A 14,670-nucleotide genomic window follows, 5' to 3' on the forward strand; every position below is an offset into this window, starting at 1 on the left:
TCAACATACTGCGCCGACGATGAAGAGAAATGGTGCGGGAGGCGAGACTTGAACTCGCACACCTTGCGGCGCCAGAACCTAAATCTGGTGCGTCTACCAATTTCGCCACTCCCGCAAATACAAAAAAGAGATGGTGGCTACGACGGGATTCGAACCTGTGACCCCATCATTATGAGTGATGTGCTCTAACCAGCTGAGCTACGTAGCCCTCTTTTTTTGCTTTGCCTTCATCGGCGTTGCGGGGCGCATTATGCGTATATGACCGATTTGCGTCAACAAGTTTTTTCCCGAAAAAGCGCCCGGAAGCGCCGTTTGTCTGGGTTGTGAACATTATGGCGATAAAATCGGCAATTCAGGCAGTTGGCGGGGGGAAAAGGCAACAAAAAGGCGGGCCAAAAGGCCCGCCCTGAGGGAAATGCCGCGCAATTATTTATAGGCGGCCTGGTGCACGCCAACGGCGCGGCCGGAAGGATCGTCCATCTTCTTGAACGATTCATCCCACTCGATGGCCTTGGCGGACGAGCAGGCGACGGACGGGCCGCCCGGTACGCATTCGGCGGCGCTCGGCAGCGGGAACAGCTCTTCGAAGATTTCGCGGTACAGGTAGCCTTCTTTCGACGTTGGCGTGTTGTACGGGAAGCGGAAACGCGCGGTTTCGAGCTGTTGATCGCTAATTTGCTGCGCAGCCACCTCTTTTAACGTGTCGATCCAGCTATAGCCGACGCCGTCGGAGAACTGCTCTTTCTGGCGCCAGGCCACGCTGGCGGGCAAATAGGACTCGAAACATTCGCGAACGATGTGTTTTTCCATTTTGCCGTTGCCGCACATTTTATCTTTCGGGTTGACGCGCATCGCCACGTCGAGGAATTTCTTGTCCAGGAACGGCACGCGGGCTTCGACGCCCCAGGCGGACATCGCCTTGTTGGCGCGCGCGCAGTCGAACATGTGCAGCGCCAGCAGTTTGCGCACGGTCTCTTCGTGGAATTCGCGGGCGTCCGGCGCCTTATGGAAGTACAGGTAGCCGCCGAACACTTCATCCGCGCCTTCGCCGGAAAGCACCATCTTGATGCCCATCGCCTTGATTTTGCGCGACATCAGGTACATCGGCGTCGAGGCGCGAATGGTGGTGACGTCGTAGGTTTCGATGTGATAAATCACGTCGCGGATGGCGTCCAGCCCTTCCTGCACGGTGAAGTGGATCTCATGGTGCACGGTGCCCAGGTGGTTAGCCACCTCTTGCGCGGCGCGCAGATCCGGCGAGCCTTCCAGCCCGACGGCGAAGGAGTGCAGCTGCGGCCACCAGGCCTCGCTGCGTTCCTGATCTTCCACGCGGCGCGCAGCGTACTTCTTGGTGATCGCCGAGATGACCGAGGAATCCAGCCCGCCCGACAGCAGCACGCCGTAAGGCACGTCGGACATCAGGTGGCTTTTCACCGACTCTTCCAGCGCGGTGCGCAGGGCGGCGGCGTCGGTCACGTTGTCCTTGACGCTGTCGTAATCGAACCAGTCGCGGCGATAATATTCGCGGATCTCACCGTCCTGGCTCCACAGGTAGCTGCCGGCCGGGAATTCCTTGATGGTGCGGCACACCGGCACCAGCGCTTTCATTTCCGAGGCAACGTACAGGTTGCCGTGTTCGTCATGGCCCATGTACAGCGGGATGATGCCCAGGTGATCGCGGCCGATCAGGTAGGCGTCTTTTTCAGTGTCATACAGGGCAAAAGCGAACATGCCTTGCAGATCGTCGAGGAAGTCCGGTCCTTTCTCCTGATACAGCGCCAGGATTACTTCACAGTCGGAGCCGGTCTGGAACGCATAGCGGTCGCTCAGCTGTTGGCGCAGCGCCTGGTGGTTGTAAATTTCGCCGTTGACCGCCAAAACGTGGGTGTGCGCAGCGTTGTACAGCGGTTGAGCGCCGTTGTTGACGTCGACGATCGACAGGCGTTCGTGGGCCAAAATGGCTTTGTCGCTGGCGTAAACGCCGGACCAATCCGGGCCGCGGTGGCGCATCAGACGTGACAGCTCCAGCGCTTTCTTACGCAGTTCAACGGGATCGGACTTCAGATCGAGCACACCGAAAATAGAACACATACAACTCTCCTAACGGGCTTTTATGACTGTGATGTTGTTTTTACTGTTATGGGCAGCATTGCCGATTTATCAGCGATAACGCGGTTCTACTGCGCTGTGGTTATGAAAATGCGCCAAAAGCTGCGGAGGATGCAAGCGTTTTAGCCATGCGCTGAGAAATAGTTGTTTGCGTGGCTGAGGTTTTTAACGGATTTTCAGTTATCGGCGTAAAAAATTGTCGATTATGCAATTTTTAGCGTGATGGCGGGATTGCCGGCCAGTTTGACCGGCAATCGATTAGCGATTAGGCGATGAGCTGCCAGAGGGTGAACGCGGCATCCGGCGTCCAGCCGGCATTGGAGGTGTGCGCCTGAATACAGGTGTATTTCTTGCCTTTATAACTCACGACGTCGCCGGCTTTGTAGCTGTGGTTGTTCTGCCATTCGGGCGCGCCCGGATCGGGCGGCGTGCCGTCGTTGGCGGTTTTGACCGCCAGCGCACTGCTCGGCAGGGAGGTATTGCCCAGGGTGTCGGTCGCGGTAACGAAGTAGCTGTACTGGGTTGCCGGCGTCAGACCGCTGTCGGCCAGCGACAGACCGGCGGTTTGGCCGATCGGGTTGCCGTTGCGGTAGACGGTGTAGCTGGCGATCGGTGAGGCGCCGGTGGCGGCGGCCCAGCTCAGTTTCAGCGAGGTGGCGCCCAGCTCGGAGACCGTCAGCGCCGTCGGCGCATTAGGCTTTCCCGGCGGCGGGGTGACGCCGCCCTGAATCAGCGGCGCATAGCGGGTTTTGAACTCCCAATTGTAGGCGACGCCGGCTTTGCTCTTGCCGTTATCCCAGTTGATTGACCAGGTCATCAGGCCCTTGATCGACAGGTTTTTGGCGTCGAGACGCGAGAAAGCGTTATACACCGCCTGTTTGTTGACCACGTAGCCGGTGGCGGCGGCATCGTTGTTGCTCGGCAGGCCGATGACGAATTTCGCCGCCGGGATCTTCGCATAGCCGCGGGTGCCGGTAACCAGGCTTTCCGTCAGGTAGTAGAGGAAGTCCTCTTTCATGGCGTCGTTATTCTGCGTGATCCAGGCGTTGAGTTCATCCACCCAAATACCGTCGCCGCCCTGGTTATAATATTGCGGCGCGATAAAGTCGTAATAGCCTTCGAGGGCGTTAATATAATCCAGGTAGGTGCCGTTGGTGCGTAAATACGGGAATTCCGGCGCCATGCTGATAATAAAGTTTTTCCCCTGGGCGGCGTAATGGTCTTTTACTTTTTTCAGCGCCGCAGGCAAGACGGTTTTATTATTGGCGGCACCGATCGCCGCCTGTTCCAGATCGATATCCAGGCCGTCGAAGCCATAGACTTCCACCAGGCGAATAATCTCGTCTTTCAGCTTGTCTTCGTCGCCGGTTTTCAGCTCGATATGCGCGTCTGCGCCGCCGAGGGAGATCAGCACCGCGCGGCCCTGGCTGTTCAGCACGCCCACCTGGCGGCGGAACTCGGCGTCGGACAGGTTGTAAGGCTTGAAGGTCGGGATGCCCTGGCCTTTCATAAAGGCGACGGCCACCACGTTGTACTCGGCGGGAATGTCGGTCAGGTTCATATTGGTGAACTGGCCTTGCTGATAGCCGTCACTGACGCCGGCGGCCCAGTTGTGCCAGAAACCCATCAGGATCTTTTTATTGGCGATAGACGGCATAATGGCCGCATCATCGACGGCGACGGCATTAATAATGTTATTTGTGCTCATGGTAGCCTCATTGATAAGGGGTAAGGGTTTTCCGCTCGCCGGCAATATCAGCTATTGGCGGGGCGTAAAGTTATAATGAGGATTTTTAATGCAGGCAGGCTGAAACCTTTTGCTGCCATGAACGAATTAAATTCAAACTGACGCTGAGGGAGAAGGAAATAATGGCGGCCGGACGGCCGCCATGGCCGCATCAGAAGATAGTGATATCGGCGACGGAAGGGTAGACATAGCTCGGGCGGAACGGCATGGTTTCGATGTCGCTCAGCGTGGAGACACCGGACAGCACCAGAACGGTTTCCAGGCCGGCCTGGAAGCCCGCCAAGATGTCGGTACGCAGGTTGTCGCCGACGATCACCGTTTCTTCCGAGTGCGCCTGCATTTTGTTCAGTGCGGCGCGAATGATCCACGGGCTGGGCTTGCCGACGTAAAACGGCTTGCGGCCGGTGATCTTCTCGATGGGGGCACACAGTGCGCCGCAGGCCGGCGAGAAGCCGTGGCCGTGGCTATCCGGGTTGGTGGCGATAAAGCGCGCCCCATTGCTCACGAAATAGGCGGCTTTGTGCATCATGTCCCAGTTGTAAGAGCGGGTTTCACCGACGATCACGAAATCCGGGTTGATGTCGGTGATGGTGAAACCGGCTTTGTACAGCTCATGGATAAGGGCGCCTTCACCGACCACGTAGGCCTTTTTGCCTTCCTGGCGGCGCAGGAAATCGGCGGTGGCCATCGCCGAGGTATAGAACGCGCTCTCCGGCACTTCCAGCCCGGCGGCGGCGAAGCGGTTCGCCAGATCCTGCGCGGTCTGTGACGGGTAGTTGGTCAGCACCACCAGCGGCATGCCTTGTTCCTGGATGCGCGCCAGGAACAGATCGGCGCCGGGCACCGGCGTATTGTCATGCAGCAGCACGCCGTCGATATCGCATATAACGTTTTTGATTTTCATTTGTCGCTGTTTCTCATGATTACGGCAGGCAAGAGGTGACGATAACACACCTGCCAGAAGCGGCGGATCAGCTTTCCAGCAATCGCTGCAAGAGCACGCCGTTGAGCATCGCGCGTTTGGCCAGGGCGAAAGCGCCGATCGCCGAGCGATGATTGAGTTCGGAGGTCACCACCGGCAGATTTTTGCGGAAGTCCTTCAGTACCTGGGTATTGATGCAGCTCTGGATCGCCGGCAGCAGCACCTTGTCCGCTTCGGTGATCTCACCGGCGATCACCACCTTCTGCGGATTGAACAGGTTGATGGCGATGGCCACCGCTTTGCCCAGATAGCGGCCGACGTGTTCGATCACTTCGCTGGCCAGCAGATCGCCGCGGTTGGCGGCCTTGCAGATGGCGTTGATACCGCAGTCTTCCAGCGTCAGTTTGCTCGGGTAGCCCTGGCTCAGCAGCTGGCGCACGCGCTGTTCGATCGCGGCGTTGGCGGCCACGGTTTCCAGGCAGCCGAAGTTGCCGCAGTGGCAGCGTTCACCCAGCGGATCGATCTGGATATGGCCGATCTCGCCGACGTTGCCGTTGTTGCCGAGAAAAATCTGCCCGTTGACGATGATGCCGGCGCCGGTGCCGCGGTGCAGGCGCACCAGAATCGAGTCTTCGCAGTCGCGGGTGGCGCCGAAGTAGTGCTCCGCCAGGGCCAGGCTGCGGATGTCGTGGCCGACGAAGCTGGTGACGTTGAAGCGCTGCTGCAGGTTGTCCACCAGCGCCCAATTGCTGACGCTGATGTGTGGCATGTAGCGCACCACGCCCAGCGCCGGATCCACCAGGCCGGGCAGGATCACCGCGATGGCGATCAGCTCGCGCAGGCGGCGCTGGTTCGCTTCGATGAATTGGGCGATGGCGGCGAACAGCGCATTCTCCAGCGTTTCCTGGGTGCGTTCCGGCAGCGGATAGTGTTCTTCGCTGAGCGACTTGCCGCTCATGTCATACAGGGTGATGGTGGCGTCGTGGCGGCCGAGACGCACCGCGACGGTATGGAAATGACGGGTTTCCGACACGATGGAGATCGCGCGGCGGCCGCCGGTGGAGGCCTGCTGATCGACTTCTTTGATCAGCCCGCGCTCCAGCAGCTGGCGAGTAATTTTGGTGACGCTGGCGGGGGCGAGCTGGCTGAGTTCGGCAATCTGAATGCGCGAGATCGGGCCCTGCTGGTCGATCAGGCGGTAAACTGCCGCGCCGTTAAGTTGTTTGACTAAGTCAACGTTCCCTATTTGTGCTTGTCCGCCAGTGCTCATCAATAATTTTACTCGCTGTTCATTGAATTAAACCTCGTTACCGTTAACGAGCGTTTTGGTGATCTTGAAATCACGGGTGAAGGCGGTCAGGTTAGCCACCTTGCCGGCTTCGAGGGTGCCCAGACGGTGATCGACGCCGATGGCGCGCGCCGGATACAGCGTCGCCATGCGCAGCGCTTCGTCCAGCGCTATGCCGATATGCTCGACGCTGTTTCGCACCGCTTCGATCATGGTCAGCGCGGAACCGCTCAGGGTGCCGTTCTCATCCACGCACAGTCCATCCCGATAGTATATTGTTTTACCGGCGAAAATAAATTGGTCAATATCTGCACCCGCCGGTGCGGTCGCGTCGGTGACCAAGACCAATTTATCACCTTTCAGGCGTTTGGCGTTACGGATACTCGCCCAGGCTACGTGATGGCCGTCGGCGATGATGCCGGTATAGACCTCTGGCGTATCGAAGATCGCCCCCATCAGCCCCGGTTCGCGGCCGGTGATATACGGCATGGCGTTGTACAGGTGGGTGGCGAAGCTGATGCCGGCGGCGAAGCCGGTGCGCGCCTGATCGTAGGTGGCATTCGAGTGGCCGGCGGAGACCACGATGCCGGCCTCGGTCAGCTGTTTAATAACGTGCGGCTCAACCATTTCCGGTGCCAGCGTCACCTTGGTGATCACGTCGGCGTTGGCGCACAGGTAATCGATCATGTCCTGCGTTGGCTTGCGAATGAACGCCGGGTTGTGAGTGCCTTTTTTTACCGGGCTGAGGTACGGCCCCTCCAGGTGCAGGCCCAACGCCTGGTTTTGGTGCTTTTTCAGATAAGCGCGCATCACGTCGACGCTGTGCTTCATGAATTCGTCGCTGCTGGTGATCAGCGTCGGCAGATAGCTGGTGCAGCCGGATTTCTCGTTGGCGCGCTGCATGATCTCCAGCGTTTCTTCCGAGATTGCTTCCAGCGAATCGTTGAACTGGACGCCGCCGCAGCCGTTCAGCTGCACGTCAATAAGCCCGGGGGCCAGGATGGCGCCACCCAGGTCGCGCGTTTCGATGCCGGCGGGCAATTCAGCCACCGGGCAGACTCTCTCGATCAGCCCATCAGCGATAATGACTGCATGGTCATCAAGTACGTCGTGGCCGGTATAGATTCGGCCGTGGGTTAAAGCGAACATCGTAGCCCCCTGCAAAGATTAAAGACTTTTCACGCTTTCCGCTTCTAACTCGCGGAAATATTTGACGGTTTTGACTTTCAGTTCCATGGTGGCCGGTTCGTCGCACACCACCACCGCTTTGGCGTGCAGCTGCAGGCAGCTGATGGTCCACATGTGGTTGATATTGCCTTCCACAGCGGCTTCCAGCGCCTGCGCCTTGGCGTGGCCGGTCACCAGGATCATCACTTCTTCGGCATCCAGCAGCGTGCCCACGCCGACGGTCAACGCATATTTCGGCACCAGGCTGACGTCGCCGCCGAAGAAGCGCGAGTTGGCGATGCGGGTGTCTTCGGTCAGCGTTTTGATGCGGGTGCGCGAAGCCAGGGACGAAGCCGGCTCGTTGAACGCGATATGGCCGTCGATACCCACGCCGCCCATGAACAGGTTAATTTTGCCGTAAGACTTGATCTTCTCTTCGTACTGGCGGCACTCGGCGTCGACATCCGCGGCGTTGCCGTTCAGCAGGTTGATATTTTCACGAGGGATATCAACGTGGTCAAAGAAGTTGCGGTACATGAAGGTGTGGTAGCTTTCCGGGTGTTCCTGCGGCAGGCCAACGTACTCGTCCATGTTGAAAGTCACAACATGCTTAAAGCTTACTTCACCTGCTTTGTGCATCGCAATCAGATGTTTGTAGGCTTCCAGCGGCGTGCCGCCGGTAGGCAGGCCGAGCACAAACGGGCGCTCTGCGGTTGGCTTGAATGCGTTGATGCGTTGAACGATATGACGCGCGGCCCATTTGCCGACTTGTGCGGTATCTTTCAGTGGGATAAGTCTCATCTAACACCTCTTGGGATAAGTAAACTAAAGCTATACTGTACGGGCCTGCGGGAGTCCTAAGCGTAACCCAGCTTTATGATTCTCGCGTGAATCGTCCGTCCGGTTGATTTTTTGAATGATAAAATAAGTTTTGTGTGATGGCCAGCAATCTGGGAGGGAAAGACTACTTTTTGGTGATATTTATCACAAAAAAGGAGGTTTTAATTTGCGATACAAAATAAATTTTTTACACTCGGCATGAGTGATACGTGCCAAGCATTGTTTCTAAAAAGGTAGTGAGAGCTCCAAATAAACTACTAATAGGGTCCGTCCGCGGACAACATAGGGGGAAAAGGTGAACATTCTTAGTTATTTGCAAAAGGTGGGACGGGCGCTGATGGTGCCGGTCGCCACGCTGCCCGCCGCCGCTATCTTGATGGGCGTCGGGTACTGGATTGACCCTGTTGGTTGGGGCGGCGACAACGCTTTCGCTGCCTTATTGATTAAGTCTGGCTCTGCGATTATCGATCATATGGCGGTGTTGTTCGCCGTTGGTGTCGCCTACGGCATGTCCAAAGATAAGGACGGCTCTGCCGCACTGACCGGTTTCGTCGGTTTCCTGGTGCTGACGACCCTCTGTTCACCGGCCGCCGTGTCGATGATTCAGAAGATCCCGCTCGATCAGGTGCCTGCCGCGTTCGGCAAGATTGAGAACCAGTTCGTTGGTATTCTGGTGGGTATCATCTCCGCCGAAGTGTACAACCGCTTCAGCGGTGTCGAGTTGCCTAAGGCGCTGTCGTTCTTCAGCGGCCGCCGTTTGGTGCCGATCCTCATTTCCTTCCTGATGATCCTGGTCGCTTACATCCTGATGTTCGTTTGGCCGGTCGTGTTCGGCGCTCTGGTGAGCTTCGGCGAACACATCCAAAAATTGGGCTCCGTCGGCGCGGGTATCTATGCCTTCTTCAACCGCCTGCTGATCCCGGTCGGCTTGCACCACGCGCTGAACTCGGTGTTCTGGTTCGACGTGGCCGGCATCAACGATATCCCTAACTTCCTCGGCGGCCAGCAGTCGATTGACGCGGGTAAAGCGGTTGTTGGCATCACCGGCCGTTATCAGGCGGGCTTCTTCCCGATCATGATGTTCGGTCTGCCGGGCGCGGCGCTGGCCATCTATCACTGCGCGCGTCCTGAGAATAAGGCGAAGGTGCTGGGGATCATGATGGCAGGGGCATTCGCTGCCTTCTTTACCGGCATCACCGAACCGCTGGAGTTCTCCTTCATGTTCGTGGCACCGGTGCTGTACGTGATCCACGCCGTACTGACCGGTATCTCGGTGTTCATCGCCGCTAACATGCATTGGATTTCAGGCTTCGGTTTCAGCGCCGGCCTGGTGGATATGATGCTGTGGGTGCGTAACCCGCTGGCGACCCACTGGTACATGCTGATCCCGCAGGGCCTGGTGTTCTTCGTTATCTACTATGTGGTGTTCCGCTTCACCATCAACAAGTTCAACCTGATGACCCCGGGCCGCGAGCTGGCGGTTGCCGGTGACGAAACCGACGGTTATGACGTCAACGTCAACAGCAGCGCCGGTAAAGACGAGAACGAAACCACCACGCTGGCCCGTCGCTACGTTGGCGCGATCGGCGGCTCCGACAACCTGACCGGCATCGACGCCTGCATCACCCGCCTGCGTTTGAACGTGAAGGACTCTGCGCTGGTGAACGACGCATTGGCGAAACGCCTTGGTGCGTCGGGCGTTATTCGTCTGAACAAGCAGAGCGTACAAGTGATCGTCGGCACCCGTGCCGAGCTGATTGCCAGCGCAATGCGCAACGTAATTGCGGCCGGCCCGGTAGCGGCTGCGGCGGCTCCGGCGGCGGCCCCTGCCGCGGAAGTCAAACCGCAGGCGGTGCCGAACGCACCGAAAGTCGCGTTTGAAACGCTGGTGGCGCCGGTGACGGGTGAAGTCGTGGCGCTCGATCAGGTGCCGGACGAAGCTTTCGCCAGCAAGGCGGTCGGTGACGGCCTGGCGATTCGCCCGACCGACAAGATCGTGGTGGCGCCGGCGGATGGCACCGTGGTGAAAATCTTCAATACCAACCACGCGTTCTGCCTGGAAACCGACAAGGGCGCTGAGGTCGTGGTACACATGGGGATCGACACCGTCGCGCTGGAAGGCCAGGGCTTCAAACGCCTGGTGGAAGAGGGCGCGGAAGTGAAAGCCGGTCAACCGATTCTGGAACTGGATCTGGATTACCTGAACGCTAACGCGCGCTCGATGATAAGCCCGGTGGTGGTCAGCAACGCTGACGACTACGCCGGCCTGGCGGCGCTGGCCAGCGGCTCGGTGGTCGCCGGTCAGACCAAGCTGTACGAGATCCAAAAGTAAGGCCGTTTTTACCTGAGTAGTATCCGGGGCCGGTCACGCATCATGGCGGAGCTTGCCCCGACTTGGCGGGAAGAGAGCGATCTCTTCCCGCTTTTTTTATTCCGTTTCGCCCCATGGCGGTGCGCTGCGCGCCGATGGTGCAACGCGCCGCATTTTTCGTGAAACAAACGGTTGTTTCCAGACGTGGCTTGTTGGATCATAGGCGGTTATGTGTAGCGCTTTGCATTGAGGAACAGTGAAATGAGTGAGGCTGAAGCCCGCCCAACCAATTTTATCCGTCAGATCGTCGATGAAGATCTGGCGTCGGGGAAACACACGTCGGTACATACCCGCTTCCCGCCGGAGCCTAACGGCTATCTGCATATAGGCCACGCCAAGTCCATCTGCCTGAACTTCGGCATCGCCAAGGACTATCAGGGCCAGTGCAACCTGCGTTTCGATGACACCAACCCGGTGAAAGAAGACATCGAGTTCGTGGAGTCAATCAAGCACGACGTGGAGTGGCTGGGCTTTGAGTGGAGCGGCAACGTTCGTTACTCCTCAGACTATTTCGATCAGCTGCATCAGTATGCGGTTGAGCTGATCTCCAAGGGCCTGGCCTACGTCGATGAGCTGTCGCCGGAGCAGATCCGTGAATATCGCGGCACGCTGACCGCGCCGGGCAAAGACAGCCCGTACCGCGATCGCAGCGTGGAAGAGAACCTGGCGCTGTTCGAGAAGATGCGCAACGGCGAGTTTGCCGAAGGCGCCGCCTGCCTGCGCGCCAAGATCGATATGGCTTCGCCGTTTATCGTGATGCGCGATCCGGTGCTGTACCGCATCAAGTTCGCCGAACACCACCAGACCGGCAATAAATGGTGCATCTATCCGATGTACGATTTCACCCACTGCATTTCCGATGCGCTGGAAGGGATCACCCACTCGCTGTGTACTCTGGAATTCCAGGATAACCGCCGTCTGTATGACTGGGTGCTGGATAACATCACCATTCCTTGCCACCCGCGTCAGTACGAGTTTTCGCGCCTCAACCTTGAATACGCCATCATGTCGAAGCGCAAGCTGCACCAGTTGGTGGCCGAGAAGATCGTTGAGGGCTGGGACGATCCGCGTATGCCGACCGTTTCCGGTCTGCGCCGTCGCGGTTATACCGCCGCCTCTATCCGCGAGTTTTGCCTGCGCATCGGCGTGACCAAGCAAGACAACAACGTCGAGATGGTGGCGCTGGAATCCTGCATCCGTGACGATCTGAACGAGAACGCCCCGCGCGCCATGGCGGTGCTGGATCCGGTGAAAATCGTCATCGAGAACATGGGCGATGCGGTGGAAATGGTCACCATGCCTAACCACCCGAACAAACCGGAAATGGGCAGCCGCGATGTGCCGTTTAGCCGCGAAATCTATATCGATCGCGCCGACTTCCGGGAGGAAGCCAACAAGCAGTACAAGCGTCTGGTGCTGGGCAAAGAAGTGCGTCTGCGCAATGCGTACGTGATCAAGGCCGAGCGCGTCGAGAAGGACGAAGCGGGCGAGATCACCACCATCTTCTGCAGCTACGATGCGGAAACGCTGAGCAAAGATCCTGCCGACGGCCGCAAGGTGAAGGGCGTGATCCACTGGGTGTCTGCGGCGCACGCGCTGCCGGCGGAAATTCGCCTGTACGATCGCCTGTTCAGCGTGCCTAACCCGGGCGCGGCGGAGGACTTCCTCTCCACCATCAACCCGGAATCGCTGGTGATCAAGCACGGCTTCGTTGAGCCGAGCCTGGCGGCCGCACAGCCGGAGAAAGCCTACCAGTTCGAGCGTGAAGGCTACTTCTGCGCCGACAACCGTTACTCGTCGGCCGAGCATCTGGTGTTTAACCGCACCGTCGGCCTGCGTGACACCTGGGCGAAAATCGAAGGCTAATCTTATTCGCCTCGAAAATTAATGAATCAGCGCGGCTTAGGCCGCGCTTTTTTATACCTGCGATTTAGCGAATAATCTGTTCCTCTCACATTTATCTGGGCTGCGTTTAATTAATCGCAGCGCGTGAGGCCATAAGTTTTCTGATATTGGCCTTATTAATCTTAATTTTCACTTATATATTCGTGATGCGAATTAATTTCATTTAGAGAGCGCTCTCAATTTTTATCGTCTGCCTGACGAATTTAGTCAGGCTGAAACCATTAATCGTCTCTGGTTGACCTTGTATCTCAATTTATTCTGATTTAATTGAATTTTTTATTCGGCACCTTCCATGATCGCCGGCGTAACAAAATATCACTGATATGTGCTCCTTGTCATACTTTGACAAATCTTCCGCATTTTTCATTTGATAATTCGCGTCGCGAAAAATAGTCTGTCTGTAGCAATTAGTGCTGTGGGAATAACATCTCGTCGGCAATATTTTTTACCCGTTCGGGTTTTTTATTGGCAGTCGTGCAGGGCAGTGGTGAACACAGGCGGCTGCAACTTTTAAGTTAAGTCAAAGAGGAATTTCACTATGGGTACGCACGGTGCTCAGCGTAAAACGCTGGCGCTCGCAGTCGCGGGCGCGCTGTTGGGAACAGGGTTTGCCATGGCGCCTGAGGCGAAAGCCGCAGGGTTTATCGATGATTCCACGCTGACCGGCGGTATTTATTACTGGCAACGTGAGCGCGACCGTAAAGATCTCAATCCGGACAGCAAGGATTACAACCAATACACCACCAACCTGTCGCACTCCACCGCCAACCTGAGCCTGGATTTCGCGTCGGGCTACGCCTGGGACATGTTCGGTCTGGACGTCGGCGCCTTTACCGCCATCGAGCTGGCGGAATCCAGCGCCAGCGGCCACCCGAACGAGATCGCGTTCTCCTCTAAAAACCGTACCTACGACGAAGACTATTCCGGTGACAAAGGTGGCGTCAGCCTGTACAAAGCCGCCGCTAAATTCAAATACGGCCCGGTCTGGGCGCGCGCCGGTTACATTCAGCCGAGCGGCCAAACCCTGCTGGCGCCGCACTGGAGCTTTATGCCGGGCACCTATCAGGGGGCTGAAGCCGGTGCCAAGTTCGACTACGGCGATGCCGGCGCGTTGAGCTTCTCCTACATGTGGGCCGACAAATACAAAGCGCCGTGGCATATCGAGGTGGATGACTTCCGTCAGAACGACAAGAAAACCCGCGTCTCCTACCTGCACTCGCTGGGCGCCAAGTACGATTTCAAAAACGATCTGGTGCTGGAAGCCGCTTACGGCCAGGCCCAGGGGTACGTGAATCAGTACTTCACCAAGGCGTCTTACAAATTCGATCTGCTGGGCAACCCGCTGACCACCAGTTACCAGTTCTATGGCGCGGAAGACCGCATCAGCAACAAGAACGATCCGAACAGCATCTACGACGGCCTGGCCTGGCTGCAGGCGTTGACCTTCGGTTACACCACCGGCCAGTTCAACTGGCGTCTGGAAGGCACCATGGTCAAGGCGGAAGGCAATCAGGGCTTCTTCCTGCAACGTATGACCCCGACCTACGCCTCGTCAAACGGTCGCCTGGACGTGTGGTGGGATAACCGCTCCGACTTTAACGCCAACGGCGAAAAAGCGGTGTATGCCGGCGTGATGTATGACCTCAGCAACTGGAACCTGCCGGGCATGGCGGTCGGCGGCTCCTACGTTTACGCCTGGGACGCCAAGCCGAGCACCAACCCGATCTACGATCAGAGCCAGCGCCTGAAAGAGAGCGCCTGGAGCCTGGACGCGATGTATACCATCCAGGAAGGGCGCGCCAAGGGCACCCTGATCAAACTGCACTACACCCAGTATGACAACCACACCAACATCCCGAGCTGGGGCGGCGGTTACGGCAACATCTTCCAGGACGAGAAAGACGTCAAGTTCATGGTCATCGCGCCATTCACCATCTTCTGATGCGTTCCCCGGCCTCGCCGCCGGGGCAGTTAAGGGAATTCAACGATGAAAAAAATCATGCTGATGTTGGCGGCCGCTGCGGCCCTGAGCGCCTGCGCGCAACCCACCGCGCCGCCGGAAGACGCCAAGTTGAAGCAGGCTTACAGCGCCTGCATCAACACTGCCGAAGGCTCGCCGGAGCGTCTGCAGCCCTGTAAGGCGGTGCTGAACGTGCTGAAACAAGAGAAGCAGCACCAGCAGTTCGCCGCGCAGGAAACGGTGCGGGTGATGGATTATCAGAACTGCATTATGGCGGTGCACAGCGGTAACGGTCAGGCTTACGACGCCAAGTGCGGCAAGCTGTGGCAAGAAATTCGCGATAACAATAATTAAGAAGGAT

At 57.7% G+C, this 14,670-nt stretch carries 10 protein-coding genes and 2 tRNA genes; 4 read left to right on the top strand and 8 right to left on the bottom strand.

The window, feature by feature from the left end:
- Positions 1-30 precede the first annotated feature (30 nt).
- From QMZ29_RS16475 to nagB, 8 genes are all read right to left on the bottom strand, one after another.
- A tRNA-Leu gene (locus QMZ29_RS16475) sits at positions 31-115 on the bottom strand.
- A 16-nt stretch (positions 116-131) separates the two neighbouring features.
- Positions 132-208: transfer RNA gene (locus QMZ29_RS16480), tRNA-Met, on the bottom strand.
- A gap of 218 nt (positions 209-426) precedes the next feature.
- Positions 427-2,091, bottom strand: a complete 1,665-nt coding sequence (gene asnB / locus QMZ29_RS16485; protein WP_147823474.1) for an asparagine synthase B — start codon at positions 2,089-2,091, stop codon at positions 427-429.
- Positions 2,092-2,374: 283 nt separating this feature from the next.
- The gene (gene chiC / locus QMZ29_RS16490) at positions 2,375-3,817 is read right to left on the bottom strand and encodes a chitinase ChiC (protein ID WP_089195602.1); all 1,443 of its coding nucleotides are present in this window, start codon (positions 3,815-3,817) and stop codon (positions 2,375-2,377) included.
- A 190-nt stretch (positions 3,818-4,007) separates the two neighbouring features.
- On the bottom strand, positions 4,008-4,760 hold the full coding sequence (locus tag QMZ29_RS16495; protein ID WP_004939957.1) for an HAD-IIA family hydrolase: 753 nt from the start codon (positions 4,758-4,760) through the stop codon (positions 4,008-4,010).
- 67 nt (positions 4,761-4,827) lie between these two features.
- Positions 4,828-6,048 (bottom strand): DNA-binding transcriptional regulator NagC, encoded by a 1,221-nt coding sequence (gene nagC, locus QMZ29_RS16500; protein WP_004939956.1) that lies wholly within the window; start codon positions 6,046-6,048, stop codon positions 4,828-4,830.
- Positions 6,049-6,075: 27 nt separating this feature from the next.
- A complete protein-coding gene (gene nagA, locus QMZ29_RS16505) occupies positions 6,076-7,215 on the bottom strand; it encodes an N-acetylglucosamine-6-phosphate deacetylase (protein WP_049205765.1) in 1,140 nt (379 codons plus the stop codon).
- A gap of 18 nt (positions 7,216-7,233) precedes the next feature.
- On the bottom strand, positions 7,234-8,034 hold the full coding sequence (nagB, locus tag QMZ29_RS16510; RefSeq protein ID WP_004939952.1) for a glucosamine-6-phosphate deaminase: 801 nt from the start codon (positions 8,032-8,034) through the stop codon (positions 7,234-7,236).
- A gap of 334 nt (positions 8,035-8,368) precedes the next feature.
- On the opposite strand from nagB, the gene nagE reads away from it, so the two are divergent.
- The 4 genes from nagE to chiQ all read left to right on the top strand — a co-directional run bounded on the left by nagE (position 8,369) and on the right by chiQ (position 14,663).
- Positions 8,369-10,405, top strand: a complete 2,037-nt coding sequence (gene nagE / locus QMZ29_RS16515; protein ID WP_025301857.1) for an N-acetylglucosamine-specific PTS transporter subunit IIBC — start codon at positions 8,369-8,371, stop codon at positions 10,403-10,405.
- A gap of 240 nt (positions 10,406-10,645) precedes the next feature.
- Positions 10,646-12,310: a glutamine--tRNA ligase gene (glnS, locus tag QMZ29_RS16520; protein ID WP_025301858.1), complete on the top strand. Its 1,665-nt coding sequence runs from the start codon at positions 10,646-10,648 to the stop codon at positions 12,308-12,310.
- A gap of 577 nt (positions 12,311-12,887) precedes the next feature.
- The gene (chiP, locus tag QMZ29_RS16525) at positions 12,888-14,291 is read left to right on the top strand and encodes a chitoporin ChiP (protein ID WP_173889350.1); all 1,404 of its coding nucleotides are present in this window, start codon (positions 12,888-12,890) and stop codon (positions 14,289-14,291) included.
- 45 nt (positions 14,292-14,336) lie between these two features.
- Entirely contained in the window at positions 14,337-14,663 is a 327-nt protein-coding gene (chiQ, locus tag QMZ29_RS16530) for a ChiQ/YbfN family lipoprotein (protein ID WP_025301860.1), read from the top strand.
- Positions 14,664-14,670 lie beyond the last annotated feature (7 nt).

Source organism: Serratia sp. PF-27 (assembly GCF_030053255.1).
GTDB lineage: Bacteria > Pseudomonadota > Gammaproteobacteria > Enterobacterales > Enterobacteriaceae > Serratia > Serratia bockelmannii.

Bases quoted from the DNA above. Each gene is read 5' to 3' on its own strand.
- asnB (WP_147823474.1), bottom strand. From the start codon at position 2,091: ATGTGTTCTATTTTCGGTGTGCTCGATCTGAAGTCCGATCCCGTTGAA.
- QMZ29_RS16495 (WP_004939957.1), bottom strand. From the start codon at position 4,760: ATGAAAATCAAAAACGTTATATGCGATATCGACGGCGTGCTGCTGCAT.
- nagA (WP_049205765.1), bottom strand. From the start codon at position 7,215: ATGTTCGCTTTAACCCACGGCCGAATCTATACCGGCCACGACGTACTT.
- nagC (WP_004939956.1), bottom strand. From the start codon at position 6,048: ATGAGCACTGGCGGACAAGCACAAATAGGGAACGTTGACTTAGTCAAA.
- glnS (WP_025301858.1), top strand. From the start codon at position 10,646: ATGAGTGAGGCTGAAGCCCGCCCAACCAATTTTATCCGTCAGATCGTC.
- nagB (WP_004939952.1), bottom strand. From the start codon at position 8,034: ATGAGACTTATCCCACTGAAAGATACCGCACAAGTCGGCAAATGGGCC.
- chiP (WP_173889350.1), top strand. From the start codon at position 12,888: ATGGGTACGCACGGTGCTCAGCGTAAAACGCTGGCGCTCGCAGTCGCG.
- chiC (WP_089195602.1), bottom strand. From the start codon at position 3,817: ATGAGCACAAATAACATTATTAATGCCGTCGCCGTCGATGATGCGGCC.
- chiQ (WP_025301860.1), top strand. From the start codon at position 14,337: ATGAAAAAAATCATGCTGATGTTGGCGGCCGCTGCGGCCCTGAGCGCC.